16 protein-coding genes are annotated in these 18,828 nt (G+C 64.0%); 7 read left to right on the top strand and 9 right to left on the bottom strand.

The genetic code is table 11. The features are described from left to right. The first annotated feature begins 21 nt into the window (after window positions 1-21). Window positions 22-510 carry a DUF2059 domain-containing protein gene (locus tag ACKWRH_RS41910; protein WP_445218307.1) on the top strand — a complete coding sequence of 163 codons (489 nt, stop codon included), beginning with the start codon at window positions 22-24 and terminating at the stop codon, window positions 508-510. 10 nt (window positions 511-520) lie between these two features. On the opposite strand, the gene ACKWRH_RS41905 is transcribed toward ACKWRH_RS41910, so the two are convergent. The 6 genes from ACKWRH_RS41905 to ACKWRH_RS41880 all read right to left on the bottom strand — a co-directional run bounded on the left by ACKWRH_RS41905 (window position 521) and on the right by ACKWRH_RS41880 (window position 9,280). After that, window positions 521-2,017 carry a sugar ABC transporter ATP-binding protein gene (locus tag ACKWRH_RS41905; RefSeq protein ID WP_445218306.1) on the bottom strand — a complete coding sequence of 499 codons (1,497 nt, stop codon included), beginning with the start codon at window positions 2,015-2,017 and terminating at the stop codon, window positions 521-523. Next, the gene (locus ACKWRH_RS41900; RefSeq protein WP_445218305.1) at window positions 2,014-3,111 is read right to left on the bottom strand and encodes a hypothetical protein; all 1,098 of its coding nucleotides are present in this window, start codon (window positions 3,109-3,111) and stop codon (window positions 2,014-2,016) included. The genes ACKWRH_RS41905 and ACKWRH_RS41900 overlap by 4 nt, the downstream gene beginning before the upstream one ends. Continuing rightward, a complete protein-coding gene (locus ACKWRH_RS41895) occupies window positions 3,108-5,225 on the bottom strand; it encodes an ABC transporter permease subunit (RefSeq protein ID WP_445218304.1) in 2,118 nt (705 codons plus the stop codon). Before ACKWRH_RS41895 ends, ACKWRH_RS41900 begins: the two co-directional genes overlap by 4 nt. Window positions 5,226-5,308: 83 nt before the next feature. Further along, a complete protein-coding gene (locus tag ACKWRH_RS41890) occupies window positions 5,309-6,325 on the bottom strand; it encodes a sugar ABC transporter substrate-binding protein (protein ID WP_445218303.1) in 1,017 nt (338 codons plus the stop codon). Between the two features lie 41 nt (window positions 6,326-6,366). Continuing rightward, window positions 6,367-7,338, bottom strand: coding sequence for an ABC transporter permease (locus ACKWRH_RS41885; RefSeq protein WP_445218302.1), 972 nt, complete (start codon window positions 7,336-7,338; stop codon window positions 6,367-6,369). A gap of 40 nt (window positions 7,339-7,378) precedes the next feature. Beyond that, window positions 7,379-9,280, bottom strand: a complete 1,902-nt coding sequence (locus ACKWRH_RS41880; RefSeq protein ID WP_445218301.1) for an AMP-binding protein — start codon at window positions 9,278-9,280, stop codon at window positions 7,379-7,381. Between the two features lie 261 nt (window positions 9,281-9,541). Here ACKWRH_RS41880 and ACKWRH_RS41875 point away from each other — a divergent pair, with 261 nt between their 5' ends. Then, window positions 9,542-10,486: a helix-turn-helix domain-containing protein gene (locus ACKWRH_RS41875; RefSeq protein ID WP_445218300.1), complete on the top strand. Its 945-nt coding sequence runs from the start codon at window positions 9,542-9,544 to the stop codon at window positions 10,484-10,486. A gap of 45 nt (window positions 10,487-10,531) precedes the next feature. Here ACKWRH_RS41875 and ACKWRH_RS41870 read toward each other — a convergent pair whose 3' ends face one another. After that, window positions 10,532-11,737, bottom strand: a complete 1,206-nt coding sequence (locus ACKWRH_RS41870) for an ABC transporter substrate-binding protein (protein ID WP_085403529.1) — start codon at window positions 11,735-11,737, stop codon at window positions 10,532-10,534. Between the two features lie 164 nt (window positions 11,738-11,901). Here ACKWRH_RS41870 and ACKWRH_RS41865 point away from each other — a divergent pair, with 164 nt between their 5' ends. The 3 genes from ACKWRH_RS41865 to ACKWRH_RS41855 are packed head-to-tail and all read left to right on the top strand — an operon-like array spanning window position 11,902 to window position 15,361. Beyond that, entirely contained in the window at window positions 11,902-12,669 is a 768-nt protein-coding gene (locus tag ACKWRH_RS41865) for a FadR/GntR family transcriptional regulator (RefSeq protein ID WP_445218299.1), read from the top strand. 54 nt (window positions 12,670-12,723) lie between these two features. Beyond that, entirely contained in the window at window positions 12,724-14,337 is a 1,614-nt protein-coding gene (locus ACKWRH_RS41860) for an acyl-CoA synthetase (protein ID WP_445218298.1), read from the top strand. 16 nt (window positions 14,338-14,353) lie between these two features. Continuing rightward, on the top strand, window positions 14,354-15,361 hold the full coding sequence (locus ACKWRH_RS41855; RefSeq protein ID WP_445218297.1) for a zinc-dependent alcohol dehydrogenase family protein: 1,008 nt from the start codon (window positions 14,354-14,356) through the stop codon (window positions 15,359-15,361). Here the strand turns inward: ACKWRH_RS41855 and ACKWRH_RS41850 are convergent. Next, the gene (locus ACKWRH_RS41850; RefSeq protein ID WP_445218296.1) at window positions 15,358-16,047 is read right to left on the bottom strand and encodes a helix-turn-helix domain-containing protein; all 690 of its coding nucleotides are present in this window, start codon (window positions 16,045-16,047) and stop codon (window positions 15,358-15,360) included. The genes ACKWRH_RS41855 and ACKWRH_RS41850 overlap by 4 nt on opposite strands. On the opposite strand from ACKWRH_RS41850, the gene ACKWRH_RS41845 reads away from it, so the two are divergent. Next, window positions 16,046-16,186: a hypothetical protein gene (locus ACKWRH_RS41845; RefSeq protein WP_445218295.1), complete on the top strand. Its 141-nt coding sequence runs from the start codon at window positions 16,046-16,048 to the stop codon at window positions 16,184-16,186. The two genes, ACKWRH_RS41850 and ACKWRH_RS41845, sit on opposite strands and share 2 nt — an antisense overlap. Window positions 16,187-16,503: 317 nt before the next feature. On the opposite strand, the gene ACKWRH_RS41840 is transcribed toward ACKWRH_RS41845, so the two are convergent. Next, a complete protein-coding gene (locus tag ACKWRH_RS41840) occupies window positions 16,504-17,700 on the bottom strand; it encodes an MFS transporter (RefSeq protein WP_445222570.1) in 1,197 nt (398 codons plus the stop codon). A 194-nt stretch (window positions 17,701-17,894) separates the two neighbouring features. Between ACKWRH_RS41840 and ACKWRH_RS41835 the strand changes: the two genes are divergently transcribed. Then, window positions 17,895-18,698, top strand: a complete 804-nt coding sequence (locus ACKWRH_RS41835; protein WP_445218294.1) for an MBL fold metallo-hydrolase — start codon at window positions 17,895-17,897, stop codon at window positions 18,696-18,698. Window positions 18,699-18,828 lie beyond the last annotated feature (130 nt).

Below are 18,828 nucleotides of genomic sequence, written 5' to 3'. Positions count from 1 at the left end.
ACGATTTGTCGGGAGAGATGCATGTCGAGATTTTTGTTGACGATTGCCGGCGCCCTCCTGCTCCTCGTCTGCAACGCGTCGGCGCAAGGGCCGTCGCCCGAGGCGATGGATGCTGCGCGAAAGCTCGTCGCCACGCTGAAGATCGCTGATCAGTATCGCGCGGCGCTCCCGCAGCTCCTGCTCAAGCTGAGACCGGTGGTCGCACAGGACCGGCCTGAGATCGAGCACGATTATGATGCAATGACGGCGCCGGGCTCCGACATCTACGCGCCGTTCTTTGCCTCGATGATCGACCAGATCGCCGCGCTCTACGCCCAGAACTTCACCGTCGACGAGCTGCGTCAGATCGAGGCGTTCTATGCCCAGCCTGCTGGCCGGAAGTTTATGGAAAAGTCCGATGCGCTGGCGCAGGCGAGCGCGCAGATCGGCCAGGACGTCAGCCAGAAGGCCGCCGACGAACTGAAGCTGCGCCTCATCGAGGCGCTGCGCCAGAAAGCGCACAAGCCGTAGACCGCCATGCTCAGTGGATCGCCGCGTACATGATCCTCTCCTCCGTCGCGTCGAGCGCAGAGAATTCCTCCACGACCTTGCCCTGCCGTGAGACCAGGATCCGGTCGGAGAGCGCCATGATCTCGGGCAGGTAGGATGAGATGACCACCACCGCCTTGCCCTCGTCGGCGAGCTGGTTGATCAACTCGTGGATCTCGACGATGGCGCCGACGTCGACGCCTCGCGTGGGTTCGTCGAAGATGATCAGATCGGGCTCCTGCACCAGCGACTTGGCGATCACGACCTTCTGCTGATTGCCGCCGGAAAGCTCGACCACCTTGCCGTCGTTACCGATCGCGCGAACCTTGAGCCGTTCGATCCAGGTCCTGCCGACCGCCTCGTTTTCTCGCCGCGATAGCATCATGCGGCCCTTGGGAAATTTCGACAGAAGGCCGAGATAGATGTTGCGTGCGATCGAGGACGTCTCGAAGAAGCCTTCGACCTTGCGGTCTTCAGTCACATAGGCGATGCCCGCCTTCACCGCCGGCGCCGGCACCCGGTAGCGCACCGGCTTGTCGTGCAGCAGGATCTCGCCGCCATGGAAGAAGTCGCGCTTCAGCACGCCGGAGACGATCTTGAACGTTTCGGTGCGGCCGGCCCCGACGAGGCCGAATACGCCGGTGATCTGTCCGGCGAACACCGACAGGGAATTGTTCTTCACCATCGGCGCCATCTTCAGGTTCTGCACGGTGAGCACGCGCGCGCCGGGCGGCCGTACGCTGCTCTTTCGCGCACCGTAGAGCGTGTTGGAGAGGTCGCGCCCGACCATGGCCTGCACGATCGCCGCACGGTCGAGTTTGGTGGCATCGTCGGTGACGACGTGCTTGCCGTCGCGCAGAACCGTGATGCGGTCGGCGAGCAGCAAAGCTTCTTCCAGGGCGTGCGAGATGAAGACGATCGAGACCCCGCGCTTCTTGAGGTCGCGGACGAGGTCGAAGAAGTATTTCTTCTCTTCCGGCGTCAGCGATGCGGTCGGTTCGTCGAAAATAATGACCTTGGCGCGGTGCAGAACCGCGCGCGCGATCTCCACCATCTGCTTCTTGGCGGCGCCGAGGCCGCCGACGGTGGCGGTCGGCGTGACGTCGAAATTGAGCGATTGCAGGAACTGCTGCGCAGCGATGTAGATGCCGCGCAGGCGGTTATAGAATTTCTCCTGCCCGAGAAACAGATTCTGCGCGACAGTCATGGTCGGCACCAGGCTATTTTCCTGGAACACCATGGCGATGCCGAGATTGCGCGCCTCCAGCGGTGTCCGTGGTGCGACGTCGGCGCCGTCGATCGTCATGGTCCCTGACGTCAGTGTCACCACGCCGGCCATCACCTTGGTCAGTGTCGATTTGCCGGCGCCGTTCTCGCCGACCAGCGCGTGGATCTCGCCGCGGCGGAGGTCGAAGTCGACCCCGTCGATGGCGGGCACGCCAGCGTAAAGTTTTGTGGCCTTGCGCAGCGAGAGTACGATGTCGCTCATGAACGGAATTCCTCGGCAAGACCGGATAGCGGCAGTCGCAGCACGCGGCCAGGTCCCTTGGCGATCAGGACGAGATCGTCGCCCATCTCGATCGCCGCAACGATGCCGTGATTGGCACCGTCGACCCGGCTGTGCAGCGAATAGAGCGGTTGGCCATCTGCATCGAGGCGGATGACGAGGCCGTAGGAGCGCGGCGGCGCCCACGGCTTGATCACGCCCATGGTCTTGATGTGCGCGCCCTGCATCGGCTCTTTGAACGAGAAGCCGGAGCGCAGGCGCGGGGCAACCCAATATGCCGGATCGATCTCCGCCATCATGCGGCGCCGGTAAGCCGGCTCGCGCAACACGAACTCAATGAGCTGGGTGCGCGCCGTGAAGGCGGTGAGCCAGTAGCCGCCGTCCGCCGCTTTCGACAGCCGCGAGGGGTAGACGGGAAGGTGAGCGAGCACGGGCCGCGGCGATGCGCCCGGCGCCACGAGAACGAGGCGGTGACGCCAGCTCTCGCTGACCAGCACGCCGTTGCCATGCGCGCAGGCACCGAAGGCGTGGCCGAGCCCTTGGGCCAGCAGCGTGACGGTTTTGTTGCCGGGATCCAGCCTGAACACGCGACCGGTCCGGTTGAGCTCCATCAGGTCGCGTGCCCAGTCGTCGACGCCGCATGTCGCCGAGCCGTCCGTCGCGATCAGGGTGTTGTCGCTTGCGAGTGCCAGCGCGTTGATGGCGTTGAAGGCGGCATCGGCAAACGTCATACTTGGCTGCTCGGCCGAGGGGCTTGCGTAGAGACGCACCTCTCGTCCCCCGAGCGCGACCGCAAGGCCTCCGCCGGAAAGGGCGCATAGGGCGGAGATGGGCCGTTCGAACGTGCGGACCTCCGATGCCGTGCCGTCATTCAGAGACATCAGCCGCTGGCCGGCCGCGATGAAGAGGTTGCGGCCATCGGTGGCGAGATCCTCCGGCGCCTCGCATGTCAGCAAGGTTTCGGCGGATTCCAGCTTCTGGTTGGGCTTCAATGCGCCGTCGAAGGACGGCACGGTGATGGTGGCGTCGCCGCGCCCGAGAAAGCGGTTGGCGAACTCTCTCACGGCCGCGATCACGATTGCTTCCCCCACCGCTTGTCGTACTGGACGAAGTTCGGATCGGCGTTGTCGAGCTTGTAGCGGCCGATCCGGTTGTTGAGGATGCCGCCGAGATAGAGATAGCCGCGATGCTCGCGCATCGAGGTGATCATCGGATGGTTTTCGCCGCGCAGGTCCCAGAACGATTCGACGATCTTGCCCTGCTCGTTGAACTTGACCACGCAGCCGGTGTTGATGTTGGGGAACAGCCATTCGTCCACCGGCACGCGCTTGCCCATACGGCGGCGGAAGCCGGGCATCTTCCAGGCGAGGTCGAGCGAGGGGCTGCGCATGCCGACTAGCGCCAGCCAGTAATTGCCGTCGGAGGCGAGGTTGATATTATCGGGGTAGCCCGGCAGATTGTCCATGACGACCTCGACCTTGCCCTTCTTTGACCCTGCGAACCAATAGCGCTTGATCGAGCAGCCGAAGGTTTCGGCGAACAGAATCGACTGGCCGTCGCTGGCGACGCAGATGCCGTTGGGGAATTTGAGGCCGCGCAGTTCGGTGCGCGTCACGCCGGTCTTGGTGTCGTAAGAAATGATGCGGCCATTGCCGCGCGCCTCGAGGCCGTCGATCGGCCACTCGTCCATCTCGTAACGCACCGTTGCCTCGGAGAAGAAGATCAGCCCGTCGTCGGTGATGTCGAGATCGTCGGCGAGCCGCAGGCGGCTGTCGTCGTTGACCGAGCGCATGCTGCGATTGGTCTCGTCGGTCGCCTTTTCGACCGTGCCGTCAGGCTTGATCCGGTAGAGCCCCATGCCGCCGATGCAGACGTAGAGATTGTCCTCGCGGTCGAAGGCCATGCCGAGTGGTTGGCCGCCGATATGGGCGAACACCTCCATCTTCTGATAGTCGGGCGCGAGGAAGCGCATGATATCGCCATGGCGCGATCCCGCGTACAGATTGTCGTGGCGATCGAGGATGACGTCCTCCGGTGCCTCGATGCGGCCGAGGCCGATCGACTCGACGTTGCGCAGCTTGTCGTTCTGCTCGAATGGGCCGCCTTGCCCGATCTCGGTCGGCGGCGGTGGCGGCAGCGCGTGGTAGGTGGGGGCCACGTAGACCTTGCTGATGATGCGCGTCCGATTCTTCTGCCAGCGGATATCGACCATCGCGGCGACCAGCAGGATGCCGGCAAGCGCCATCCGATTGACGCCGCCACGTGCATTCATGGTCGTCAGGCCATTGGTGATCAGCAGCACGATCAGCACCCCGACTGCCGATTTGGCGACCGAGCCCTTGCCGCCGCCGAGCGTGATGCCGCCGAGCACCGTCGCGGTCAGCACGATTACCTCTAGTCCGACGCCGATGTCGCCACCGACGGTGCCAAGCCGCGACGCGAAGAACAGCGCGCCGATGCTGGTGAGCACACCGCTTGCGACGTAGCAGAGCGCGATGGTGCGGCGGACGGGAATGCCGGAATTGTAAGCCGAACGGCGCGAGCCGCCGATCGCGGTGATGTGCCAGCCCGGGCGCAGCCGGGTCATGAAGATATGGCCGAAGATGGCGATGACGACATAGACGAGCGCCACGGTCGGAATGCCGAAGACGCTGCCGCCGCCGATGAAATCCCAGGACGGAATGTCGGGGAAGGCCGACGCGATCGCGTTGGAGTAACGTTGGATCAGGAGATCGTAGGCCGAGCGGTAGATGATCAGGGTGATCAGCGTGGTGATGAAGGCCCGCAGTCGCAAATATCCGATCAGGATGCCGTTGACGGCGCCGAGCAGCGCGCCGCAAAGCAGGGTGGCCGCCACTACCGCCGGGACCGGCCAGCCCAGCACGTCGAGAAGATAGAGGGCACAGAAATCGGTCAGTGCGAAGATCGAACCGACGGAGAGGTCGATGCCGCCGACGATGACGACCAGCGCCAGCCCGAGCGCGATGAAGCCGATCTCTCCAGCCTGGCGCGCGGTGTCGGCAAGGCTCGCCGGCGACAGGAAATTGTCGATGGACCGGCTGAGCGCGAGGCCGACGATCAGGAGGAGGATGACCGGGATGGCTGTCTCGGTCCATCGCTTGGACAGGATTTCACCGAGGAGATGATCGGGCCAGTAGCGGTAGCGCAGGCTTGTCAGAGTGTCGCGCATCGGAATTCCGGGACCTTGCAAGTTTCGAGACCACGTCCCGGACGTGAGATCGTCCGGGACGCCAGGGTCTTGCGTCGCGACAATTATTTCTTGAGGTCGCTGAGATTCCAGCAGGCCATCTGGCTATCGGCGTTCTCCTTGGTGATCGGAATCAGCGTGGTGTATTCCGAGCCCTTGACGGAGCCGGGCTTGACACCCGACGACAGCAGCCACTTGATGGTGCCGGCCATCTGCGCGGCTTGGGTCGGCACGTCGTAGCTCATGTTGAGATCGAATGCGCCCGACTTCACCAGTTCGCAGGCGCCCTTGCGCTCGCCGCCGCCGGAAGTCGCCACGAACACCTTGCCGGTGAGGCCGGCCTCCTTGACGGCCGCTGCCGTGCCGATGTCCATGCCATCCCAGAAGCCGACGATGCCGCAGAGATCGGGATTCTGCTTCAGCACCGTTTGGGTGATCGCCTTGGCCTTGGCGGCATCCCAATCGGCGGCCTGGCTCGACACCACCTTGATTTCAGGATGCTTGGCGAGCACGTTCTCGACGCCCTTCAGCGTATAGGCGCTCGCGGCGGCCGACAGCGCACCCTGGATGATCGCGATCTTGTTGGACTTGCCCTCGCAGGCCTTGACCACGCCTTCGGTCTGGCGTTCGCCGATCTCGACCCAATTGGCACCGACGAAGGCCGAGCTGCGATAGGCCGAGCCCATGTTGATCTGGATCACGTAGATGCCTTCGTTCTCGGCGCGCTGAAGCAGCTTGGCGTAGGTCTGCACGTCCGGATTATGAACCACCATCACCGCCGGCTTCTCCGAAATCAGCGAGGTGACGGCTTGCGCGCCGGCATTGGTGTTCCAGTTGGCGTCGCGGATCACGAACTTGACGCCGAACGGCTCGAGCTCCTTCTTTAGTCCGGCATACCAGCCCTCAGTGAGGTCGAAGTTCATGGCGACCGGCACATAGGCCACGGTCTTGCCGGCCAGTGCCTCCTTGAACGGCTTCTGGAACGGCTCGTCCAGACCCTGCTGGGCGAGGGCCGGCGCGGTCATTGCCGCAAGACCCAGTGCGGCGACAATTGCTCTTGTCGGGTTGCCGAAATGCTTCATTGCTTCCTCCTTGGTTGTGGTTGTCGTTATTGTTGGATCGTTCAGATGTCGCCCTGCTGGGCCGTTTCCTCGTTGCGCGGATTCAGGAAGGAGTCCGTGATGACGGCGAACAGCAGCACCACGCCCTTGATGAGATTCTGTCCGGCGTAGGAGATGTCCATGATGGTCATGCCGTTGAGCATCGTTCCGATAACGAGCGTGCCGATGACGACGTTGAGCACGCCGCCACGGCCGCCCGATAGCCCGATGCCGCCAAGCACGACGACCAGTATGACGTCATAGATGAGCGTCGAGTTGAAGATGCGGGTCGGCATCGAGTTGACGGATGCGGCCATCACGAGGCCGGCAAAGCAGCCGATCAGGGCGGTGATCACATATTGCAGGACGATGATCGGGCGTGAGGGAATGCCGGTGACACGCGCGGCGTAGGGGTTGTCGCCGATCGCATAGATATAGGCGCCCCAGCGCGTCTGGCGCAGCAGGAACGCGACCACGATGCAGGCGATTGCGAACATCCAGATCGACGTCGGAATGCCGAGAATGGTGCCCTGTCCAAGCCGCTCGAAGCCGTCCATGCCGGGGCTCCATTGCACGACGTCGAGCTGGAACAGTGCGGTCTGCCCCAGCCCAGCCAGCAACAGGCCTGTCGCCAGCGTCGCAAACAGCGAAGGGACTTCGGCATAGGCGATCAGCCAGCCGTTGACGAGGCCAAACGCAATCGTGAGCAGGACGGCGGTCAGCAGCGAGGCCGGTAGCGAATGACCGTTCTGCACCATCTGGAGCACCAGTCCCGGCGGCACCGCGAGGGCTGCGATCAGCGAGATGTCGATGCCGCGTCCGATCACCACGATTGCCATGGCAAGGCCGAGGATGCCGAGCACTGCCACGTTCTGGAGCAGCGTCAGCATGTTGTCCGCCGTCAGAAAGCCGCGCAGGAAGATCGAAAACACAAGGAACAGCAGCGCGAAGACGGCGAAGACGATCTCTTGCTGATTGAAACGAAAGCGCTTCATCCCCGTCTTGCCTTTCTTTGACTCGGCTGTTGCGCGACCGTCAGGACGATCGGTTCTCAATGCGATAGGTTTGTGGAAGCGCTGCGAGGCTTTCGGCAAGCATCCTTGTTCGATCCTGATCACTGGAATGGACCGAGATGCTGACGAGTGTGTTGAGCTTCTCGTCTTTCTCGACGAGGATATCTGCCGCGGTGTCGGGGCCGAAGATGCGATCGATCTCGGTCCTGACTTTTTCCCGGACGGCGAGATCGCGAAGCGTGGGCTTGAAGATCTTGCCGACGGCGGTAACCGGAAGAGCTTCGAGCAGGATGACGCGCTTTGGCCTCGCAGGAGGCTCATTGACGTTGTGTTCGAGATGCTCGCGCAATTGCGCCAGATCGATTGTCTGTCCGGGGGAGGGCACCACGAAGAGAACTGGAACCTCCCCCGCGTAGGCGTCGGGCATGCCGACGGCCGAGCTCATCTGGACACCGGGGAAGGCGTTCGCGACGTCCTCGATTGCGGCAGGGTCGATGTTGTGACCGCTTCGTACGATGAGGTCCTTCTCGCGCCCCGTCAGCACGAGGCGCTGATCCGGGGTGAGATAGCCGACGTCGCCGGTGACGATCCAGTGGTCGTCGGTGAGCACGCCCTTGCTGTGCTGAGGATCGAGATATCCGGGAAAAACTTGCGGTCCGCTGGCGAGGACGAGCCCGCTGGTAAGCGGCGGGCATTCCATCTTCAGGTCGGCATCGTCAAGCGCGACGATCTTCGTCTTCGCGAACGGCGCCCTGAAGCCGACGCTGCCTTGCACGGACGTCCCGCGCCCAGGATTGAACGCGATCGCCGCTGCGGTTTCCGTCATGCCGTAGGTCTCGAACAACGTGATCCCGGTCCGCGCCTGAAATCTCTCGCTGACGGCCTTTGGAGCGACTGCGCCGCCGGTGAGCGCCATTCGAACGGTGCTGACATCGGAGGACCCGATCGGCACCTCGGCGAGAGCGGCAATCGAGGTCGGCACGCCGCTCACGATGGTCGCGCGGAAGCGCTCCACGGTGTGCCAATAGTCTCTGATGGCATCGGGGCTTCGGAGGCTGTAGGGCGAGGGAATGATCACGTGGCCGCCGGCAGCGAGAATCGACAGGCCGAGCGTCATCGTGCCGCCGACGTGAAACAGCGGAAAACCGTTCACGGCGGCATCCAGCTCATCCAGTCCGTGGACCTGCGCAAAGCTCCAGGCCGCATGGATCTGGTTGCCATGTGTCAGCCGAACCAGCTTAGGTCGCCCGGTGGTCCCGCCGGTGTGGAAGAGGGCGCAGATCGCATTGCGATCGGTCGAAGGTGCGAAGTCCAGTGTGCCGCGCGCGCTTGCGGCCGTCTCATTGAAGTCTAGAAATCCTCCAGGTAGCGGGCCGTTCGCGCCCATCACAAAAATGGTCTTCAGCGACGGGATGCGTTTCGCGATGTTGGCCGCCTTGGCCCAGATCGCGCGATCGGCCGCTTCGGCCGGGATCACCAGCACAGTCGCGTTCTGCGCCTCGAGCAGGTCGGCGATTGCGTCTTCGCTCAGGAGATAGTTGATCGAGCTGGCGACGCCCGCGACCTGGGCGCCGAGCAATGCGGGGAACAGTGGCGGCAGGATCGGACAGAGGAACGCGGCGGTCCCGCCGCTCTCGCCGATCCCGTGCGACCGGAACAGATTGGCCGCGCGGATGATCTCCGCAAGCAATTGCCGGTGCGTCAGCGTCGCGTCGCCCGGCTCGCGCGAGCCTTTGGTCAGCACCGTCAGTGCGGGCCGATCGGGATGCAGGTGCGCCGTGGCTTCGAAGAGATCGAGCAGATTGCGGGAAGGGACCAGCGAATCGTAAGGCCTCTGCTCCAACGCCTCGATATCGGCGATGGTTTTGACCGGCTGCGTGAACCGCGTTGTGATTTGCGATGACGAGGCGCTGCTCACGGGCATCGCCATTCGGGCGGCACGGCAAGCTGTGCAGCAGTTGACTGGACCTGACGCAAGCGAACGTTTCCCGCCTATTTTGTGGACTGCTTTTTGTTCTTCATAGGCCACATGCCGGAACGCGGCTTGCTCCGGAGCGCAAAGCTTTTGCTTCTCCGCGCAAACGGTCTTGCGTGCAGGCGGCGGCCCTCTAGAATCTCGATGCGTGGCCGGCTTGTGCGATGCACAAACGACGTTCATCATGGCAGCGCAACGGATGGGCGGACGATGAACCTGGTGTTTTCGACAGACGATCTGGAGCCGTCCAAACGCTACGCCGCGTGGCAAGGCGCGATCTGCGACGTCTACGTCCATGTCGACGTGACCGCCGAGGAGCGGTCCGACTATCACGGCTTCATTCGCGAGGCACGGTTCGGCGCGGTGACGATGACCGACGTCCTGCTGTCGGAGCAGCGCATCTCGCGCCGCGAACGGCATATCGCAAAGCTCGACAAGGATTGCTACTACGTCGAATTCGTCCAGCAGGGCCGGGTCAACGTGCTCCAGGCCGGCCAGACCCTGCTGTCGAATCCCGGCGTAAGCGCGATCTTCTCGGCCTCCGAGGCCTATGATCTCGAATGCGTCGGCAAGGTACGATCGCTCTACCTCGAGATTCCGCGCGCGGAATTCTCGGCGCGCTTCAGCGAGGGACGGCTGCCGGTCGTGACGACGATGGCGACGAGCCGCGGGCTTGGCCGGATCGCCGCCGAGTTCTGCGCGACGCTCGCCGCGGAAGGCGCGCCGCTCGACGAGACCGCGCGAACGCGATTGGGCGGTGAGCTGATGGACGTGCTGGCGCTCGCGCTCGACATGGGCGAGCGGGACGAATTTTCGGAGGATGCGAGCGCGCAACAGGCCCGCCTGCGCTCGGTCAAGGCCTGGATCGAGGCGCACCTCACCGATGCGGATCTGTCGCTGGAGAAGATTGCGAAGAGCAATGGCGTCTCGCTCAGGCATCTGCATTATCTCTTCCGGCTCACCGATGTCTCGGTGTCCGAATGGATTTTGGATCGCCGGCTGCAGCGCTGCTACGACGTCTTGACGCGTCCCGAGTTGCGTTCCTTGTCGATCACTGAAGTCGCTTATCAGCTGGGCTTCAGCAGCTCGTCGCACTTCAGCACGGTGTTCCGCAAGAAGTTCGGCCACAGCCCGTCGGATTTGCGACGGCGCTAGAGAACCTGCACCGCGCTTGGCGATGCAGGTCCGTCGTTCTCAGCATTACTTCACCAGCGGGCAGCCGCCGTCCTTCAGCGGCCGGAAGGCCTGGTCGGCGGGCACTTCGGCGAGCAGCTTGTAATAGTCCCACGGGCCCTTGGATTCCTCGGGCTTCTTCACCTGGAACAGGAACATGCTGTGCACCATGCGGCCGTCCTCGCGCAGGATGCCGTTGTCGGTGAAGGCATCCTTCACCGGGAGCTCGCGCATCTTGGCCATCACCGTCTTGGTGTCCTTGGTGCCGGCGGCCTGCACGGCCTTGAGGTAGTGCAGCGTGGCGCTGTAGGTCGCGGCCTGGTTCATGGTCGGCATGCGCTTGATGCGCTCCTGGAAACGCTTGCCGAAGGCGCGGGTCTTGTCGTTGAGGTCCCAGTAATAGGCCTCGGTGATGATCAGGCCTTGCGCGAGCTTCAGGCCCAGGCTGTGCACGTCGGAGATGAACATCACGATCGCGGCCAGGTTCTGGCCGCCGGCGACGATGCCGAACTCGCCGGCCTGCTTGATCGCGTTGATGGTGTCGCCGCCGCCATTGGCGAGCCCGATGATCTTGGCCTTGGAGGCCTGGGCCTGCAGCAGGAATGACGAGAAATCGGCCGTGTTGAGCGGATGCTTGACGCTGCCGAGCACCTTGCCGCCGGCTGCCTTTACCACATCGCCGGTGTCGCGCTCGATCGAATGACCGAACACGTAGTCGGCAGTGAGGAAGAACCAGCTGTCGCCACCGTTCTTGACGATGGCGCTGCCGACGGTGTGGGCGTTGGAATAGGTGTCATAGGTCCAGTGCGCGGTATAGGGTGAGCAGGATTTGCCGGTGATGTCGGAGCTTGCCGCATCCGTCACGATCATCACCTTCTCGTACTGCTTCGACAGCTCCATCACCGCGAGCGCGGTGGCCGAGGTCGGCAAGTCGATGATCATGTCGACACCCTCTGTCTCCCACCATTTGCGGGCGATGGTGGAGGCGACATCGGGCTTGTTGAGCACGTCGGCTGCGACCATCTCGATCGGCTTGCCGAACATCTGGCCGCCAAAATCCTCGATCGCCATCTTGGTGGCTTCGACATTCCCCTGGCCGCCGATGTCGGAATAGACCGAGGAGAAATCGGAGAGCACGCCGATCTTGAGCGGGGTCTGCTGGGCGGAGGCGGGGACGATCAGGGCAGCCGACAGCAAGCCGGCCGCAGACACGAGTGCTGCGATAGGTCTCATGATACGTTTCCTCTTGTACGGGACTATTCTGTCCCTTTGTCCGACAAAGCTAGAGCGAGGTTCCTCAGGAGTCAATTTGCTGCATCTGCGGCATGAATGATGCAGTTTGACGCGTCTTCGGGGCGACCCTATAGTTTGTCGGACAATCGCCATTGGGGGCTATCGTGCCGGTTTCGCCGCTCTTCCGTCCGATCGATGTCGCGCCGGCCTATCAGAAAGTCGCCGACGCAATCGAGCGCGAGATCGTCAATGGGCGCATCAAGCCCGGCGATCCCATCGGCACCGAGCATGATCTGGTGCGCCAGTTCGGTGTCAACCGCTCGACCATTCGCGAAGGCATCCGCGTGCTGGAGGAGGGCGGCTTGATCAGCCGCGATTCCTCGCGCCGTCTGCACGCCTGCCTGCCGCGCTACACCAAGCTCGCAAGCCGCCTCAGCCGCGCATTGGTGTTGCATGAGGTGACGTTCCGCGAGCTCTACGAGGCCTCGATGACGCTGGAGGTGGCGAGCATCGAAGGCGCGGTGGAGCGCGCGACCGAAGAGAACCTCGCCGAGCTCACCAACAATCTCGTGCGCAGCGAGGCCGTGGTCGGCGATCCCGCCGCGCTTGCCGAATGCGATGCCGAATTCCACGTGCTGGTCGCCAAGGCCTCGCAGAATCGCGTGCTCCAGCTCGCACGCGAGCCGGCGGCGCAGCTATTCTATCCGACCACCGAGATGATCGTGACCGGCGTTGCAGAAGGCGGCCCACGCCTCGTCGCCGCGCACCGCCATCTGATCGACGCGATCCGCCGCCGCGACCGCGAGGCGGGCGTGCTCTGGACGCGCCGGCACTTGCAGGACTGGCGGCGCGGTTTCGAGAAGATCGCCTCGCTCGATCGGTCGGTCGAGCACATGTACATGGAGCACGCCCAGGCGGCCCGGCGCAGATGACGCAAGATTTCAGATAACAAATCGAACAAATAAAAACATCACACGGAGGAACACATGACCGGCGACACCGCAGCCACCATCTCGAAAGCGCGCGAGCATTCCATCGGCGATCTCTTGCGCCGCTCGGCAGGCCGCGAGCCGAACAAGCTCGCAGTGAGCTGCGGCGATGTGGGCTGGACGTTTGCCGAGATGGACGCGATCTGCAACCGGCTCGGCCGCGGCCTGCTCGGCCTCGGCGTCAGGAAGGGCGACCGCGTCGCCGTGCTCTCGCGCAACTCGCATGCCTTTGCCGCGCTGCGTTTTGCGGTGGCCCGCATCGGCGCGGTGCTGGTGCCGATCAACTTCATGCTAAATCCGGACGAGATCAATTTCATCCTGAAGAGCTCCGGCGCCAAGCTGCTCGCGACCGGTCCCGATTTCGTCGAGCCCGCGCGCGCGGCTTCGGCCAAGGGCTGCGCGGTCGAAAAGATGATCTGGCTGCCGGGCGAGGATCCGGCCAAGGCGCCCGAGGGCCTCACCACTTTCGACGATCTCCTCAGCCCCGACGGCTCGTTCCTGGAGACCTCGGTCGACAGCCGCGATCTCGCACAGATCGTCTACACCAGCGGCACGGAGTCGCTGCCCAAGGGCGCAATGCTGACCCATGAAGCCGTGATGTGGCAGTACGTGAGCTGCATCATTGACGGCGGCATGAGCGCGGACGACAAGTTCCTGCACGCGCTGCCGCTCTATCACTGCGCCCAGCTCGACGTCTTCCTGGGGCCGCAGATCTATCTCGGCGCCTCCGGCGTGATCACGGGCAAACCGACCGCCGACAACATCCTGGCGCTGATCCAGGCGCACAAGATCACCTCCTTCTTCGCGCCGCCGACGATCTGGATTGCGATGCTGCGCTCGCCAAATTTCGACAAGACCGATCTGTCGACCTTGCAGAAGGGTTATTACGGCGCCTCGATCATGCCCGTGGAGGTGCTGCTCGAGCTGCAGCGCTGCCTGCCCAACGTCAAATTCTGGAATTTCTACGGCCAGACCGAGATCGCGCCGCTCGCGACCGTGCTGCGGCCGGAGGACCAGCTCCGCAAGGCCGGCTCGGCCGGCAAGCCCGTGCTCAATGTCGAGACGCGCGTGGTCAACACGGCGATGGAAGACGTGAAAGTGGGCGAGGTCGGGGAGATCGTGCACCGCTCGCCGCATCTGCTCTCCGGCTACTACAACGACCCCGTGAAGACCGCGGCGGCCTTCACCGGCGGTTGGTTTCACTCCGGCGATCTCGCCACCGTCGATGAAGACGGCCACATCACCGTGGTCGACCGTGTCAAGGACATGATCAAGACCGGCGGCGAGAATGTCGCGAGCCGCGAGGTCGAGGAGATGGTCTACCGCATCCCAGCGGTCTCCGAGGTTGCCGTCGTCGGCCTGCCCGATCCGCGCTGGATCGAGGCGGTGACCGCGATCGTCGTGGTCAAGACCGGCGAGAAGCTCGACGAGGACGCCGTCATCAAGCACTGCGCCGGCCAGATGGCGCATTTCAAGGTGCCTAAGCGCGTCATCTTCGTCGACAGCCTGCCGAAGAACCCGAGCGGCAAGCTGCTCAAGCGCGAGCTGCGCCAGCGCTTCGTCGGCGGCGAGACGCTCGACAAGGCGATCCAGAAGAATTTTGGAACGTAAGCACGGAGCGGTCGCCATGAAGGTCTGGCAGGTCGCGCGCGACTGGTCGATCGAGGGGATGGAGCTGGCCGATCTGCCCGAGCCCACGCCTGGTCCGGGCCAGGTCGCGGTGCGGATGAAGGCGGCATCGCTCAACTACCGTGATCTGCTCACGGTACAGGGCAAGGGCGGCGTCTCACGATTGCCGCTGATCCCGTTCTCGGACGGTGCCGGCGAGATCATCGCGGTCGGCGACAGCGTTGTCCGCGTCGCGGTTGGCGATTGCGTCTGTCCGATGTTCTTCCAGTCCTGGATCGACGGGAAGGTGTCGGCGACCAGCCGCCGCTATGCGCTTGGCGGCACGCGGCCGGGCGTGTTGCAGGAGGTGATGCTGCTCGATGCCGAGGGCGTCAGCCGCACCCCATCGCACCTTTCATTCCTGGAGGCGGCTACGCTGCCCTGCGCCGGCCTCACGGCGTGGCGCGCGCTGTTCGAGGAGGCGAGGGTGAAACCCGGTGACACCGTGCTGGTACAGGGCACCGGCGGTGTCTCGATCTTCGCGCTGCAATTCGCAAAGCTCGCCGGCGCGAGCGTGATCGTGACGTCGTCGAGCGACGAGAAGCTCGAACGTGCCAGGGCGCTCGGTGCCGACCACACCATCAACTATCGTTCGGTGCCGGAATGGGGCAAGGCCGCGGCCGATTGGACCGGTGGCGGCGTCGACCACGTCGTCGAGGTCGGCGGCAAGGATACCTTTGCGCAGTCGCTCGAGGCTATCAGGGTCGGTGGCAACATTCTGGTGATCGGCGTGCTCACCGGCTTCTCGCAGCAGATCGCGATTCCGAGCCTGTTCTCCAAGAACCTGCACGTCATCGGCCTGTCGGTCGGCAGCCGCCGCATGTTCGAGGGGCTCACGGCCGCGATAGGGCGGACCGGAATGAAGCCAGTCATCGACCGTGCGTTCGGCTTCGATGCCGTGCCGGATGCGTTGCGGCTGATGCAGCAGGGCGGTCACTTCGGCAAGATCGTGGTTGAGTTTCCCTAGTCCATCTCGCCGGAAAGCTTCCTGACGTCGTCGGGCGTCCGTCCGAAGCGCCGGCGAAACGCGCGATGGAAGTAGGAAACGTCGTGAAAGCCGGCGAGGTGCGCGATCTCGATGATCTTGCGCGTGCGCAGGTTCGGATTTCGAAGCAGCCGCTCGGCGCGCAGCAGCCGCTGCTCCAGCACGAAGCCGCTGTAGGTGATGCCGGCCTGCTCGAACATCAATTGGATCGTGCGCGGGCTGATCCGGTGCGCGGCTGAAAGGACAGTGAGCGACAGCGCAGGGCTGTCGAGCTGGGCCAGGATGTCGGATTTGAGGGTTTCGAGACGCGCCGCCGCAAGGCCGCGCATGCGAGCCTCCTCGGCGACATCGCCGCGCGCTCCGATCATCAGCACGGAGAGGTCGAACAAATGCTGCGAGACCGCATCGAGCTCCGCGGGCGCGAGCTTGTCGGCATAAGTGTGCGCGAGGTCATAATATCGCAGGAACATCGACGTGATCGGATTGGCGCCGGGGATCGACTGTGCGATCAGGTCCTCGGCATTCGGGCACGCGCGCAGCAGCGCCTTGCGCTGCAGCAGCGCGGTCTGGAAGTTGCCGTGCGTCGTCTGGGTGATATGGGCGCCCTTGATCGAGGGGTCGCCGATCGTGACGTCGCCGGCGGCGACCTCCAGCGGACGTCGTCCCATGGCCCCGCTCAGCGCCGAATTCGGCGACATCGTGATCACCAATTCGTCGTTCGTCCCCAGCGACACGAAGGACATCGGCGTGCCGAACGAGGCCGAGAGCCGTAGGCGCGGAAGAATGGCCGGCGATATGGTCCGGTGAACATGCCCTTCCCCGATCGGAACGAAATCGACATCCGCGACCTGGCGGCAAAACTGCTCGCGCCATCTCTCATAGGCCTGGCCATTCGGGTCGCCATCGAATGAGAGTTGAGGCTGGATCATCGATCGGGAAGGGCAGGTTGGTTGGCGATTTACGGCAGGTTGTATCGTCAGGCCGGTGCTCCGCAACCGCAAAAGCGCGGGATTGCGTGATAAGCCACTCGCGATGACGCGCTGTGACCGCGACCTGGTGCCGCAGCCCGGTGTGCCCGGATCGCAAGAGCCATTCGCGCCGCGATGTCCGGGCGGCCGCTTGGCTCAAAACTTCTTCACCGCGGCACCGAACGCCAGCCACAGCCCCATCGATGCGAGCCCGAAGCCGCCGAGCAGCAGGAAGGTCGGGCCGTAGCCGATCCATTGCGCGATCCAGCCGCCGAGCGCGGGGCTGAGGCTCGCGCCGATGCCCTGCACGGTGATGACGGCACCCTGGCCGAGATTGATGCGGCCGGTGCCGTTGAGTGAGCGCGCGACCATGCCGGGGACGGCAACCGTCTGCAGCCCGGTGCCGATGCCGTCGAGCACCTGCATCGGCACGACGCCCCACCATCCCGTGACGAAGAAGGCGAGCACGCCGCGGATGGGCAGGAACATGAAAGAGACCAGGATCACCGGCCAGTAGTTGCGCTTGCTCGCCGCCTTCATCGCGATCAGCGACGTCACGACCATCACGCCCTGCGCGATCACGACGGTGGTCGCGACGAAGGTCGGGCCGTTGGCCTGGCCTTCGGCCACCGCCGCAAGTCCATAGAGCGGTACGATCGCGGCGTTGCCGAGATGAAACAGCGCGAGCGCCAGCGCCAGCACGAGCAGTGCCCGGTGCTTGAGCAGCATGGTGAACGCATCCGGCGCGCTGTCGGGGTCATCCTCCTTGCTGCCGCGTGAGGCGCGATCGTCGATCGCCCTTGCGGGGATCATCAGCACGCAGGCAATCGCGATGGCGCCGAACACGGCCGCCAGCACGAACACGGCGACATAGCCGAACTTGTAGCCGAGATAGCCCGACAGCGCCGCGCCGACCATGTTGCCGGCATGGTTGAAGGCCTGGTTGCGGCCGTTCAGCGCATTGAAGCCTTTTTGTTTGGCGATGCCGAGGGTGATGCCGGTGACCGCCGGCACGATCGCGGCGCTCGCCAGCGATTGCGCGACTTGCGAAAACGTGACCGCCCAGAAATCTTGCGAGATCAGGATGATTGCGGACGCAAGCACCACGCAGATGCCGGGAATGACGACCCACAGGCGCTTGTTGCGGCTGGAATCGATGAAACCGCCGATCGGCGTAGTGGCCAGCATGCCCGCGACATTGCCGATCGTCAGCGCGGTGCCGATCAATCCGGTCGCCCAGCCGCGCTCCTGGAGGAACACGCCGACGAACGGCCCGATGCCCGACTGCATGTCGGCCATGAAGAAGTTGACTGCGTAGAGGGGCCAGAGGCGGGGAGGGGAGCGCGATGCCATCGAGATGTTGAGCGACTGCCGGCGGAAATGGTCTTGCACAAGCAGGGCTGACAAGACGGGCTCACATGACCGGGCAACTGGCGCCGGGGCGGACCGGAAAGTAACATGTGCTAGCCGGGTTGGTTCCTCCACACTTGCGATGGGAGGGCTACGGCGTCATCTCGTGGGGGTCCCCCTTCTTCTGGATCTTGGCCATGCCTCTCTGGACCTGCGAAACCTGCGGCGCGCAATTTTCAGACAGCGGACATCCGCCTGCCGCTTGCCCGATCTGTGAGGACGAGCGGCAATATGTGAACTGGAAGGGGCAGAGATTCCTCACTCGCGCGGAGCTGGCTGACGGCCACCGCCTGGTCTGGCGCGATGATCTCGGCCTCACCAGCCTCGCGCTCGAGCCGAACTTTGCCATCGGGCAGCGCGCGCTGCTGGTCCCCGACGGCGGCGGATGCGTGATGTGGGATTGCATTCCGTTGGCGACATCGGAGGCGATCGCGCATGTGCGGTCGCTCGGCGGATTGAAGGCGATCGCGATCTCGCATCCGCATTACTATGGTGCGCTTGCCGACTGGAGCGAGGCGTTCGGCGGTGTGCCGGTCTATCTGCATGCCGATGATCGCCAGTGGGTGACGCGTCCGCATCCCTCGATCGTGCACTGGACCGGCGATCAGCATCCTATCTCCGACGATGTGCTGCTGCTCCGCACCGGCGGTCATTTCGCCGGCGCCACCATGATGCATTGGTCGCGCGGTGCGGAGGGCAAGGGCGCGCTGCTCACCGGCGACATTGCGCAGGTGACGATGGACCGCCGCTTCGTCAGCTTCATGTACTCCTATCCGAACTACATGCCGCTCAACGCCGCCGCGGTGCGGCGGATCGCGGCCGCTGTGGAGCCGCTCGCCTTTGACCACATCTACGGCGCCTGGTGGGGCCGCAACATCGCCTCCGGCGCCAAGGCCGCATTCGCAGCGTCCGTGCAGCGATACATCGCGGCCATCGCCTGACGCGCGACGACCAAAACCCCCTTGTCCTGACTTAATAACTGTACTATAAGTACAGATATTAAGCGCGGCGCAACGATGCGTTGCTGGTCCGGCACGAACGATGCATCGTTGTCTCGGCGGGCCGCATGCT

Source organism: Bradyrhizobium sp. Pa8 (genome assembly GCF_052588265.1).
Note: the sequence above shows the minus strand (reverse complement) of the source record. Positions and strands in the feature narration are given on the sequence as shown.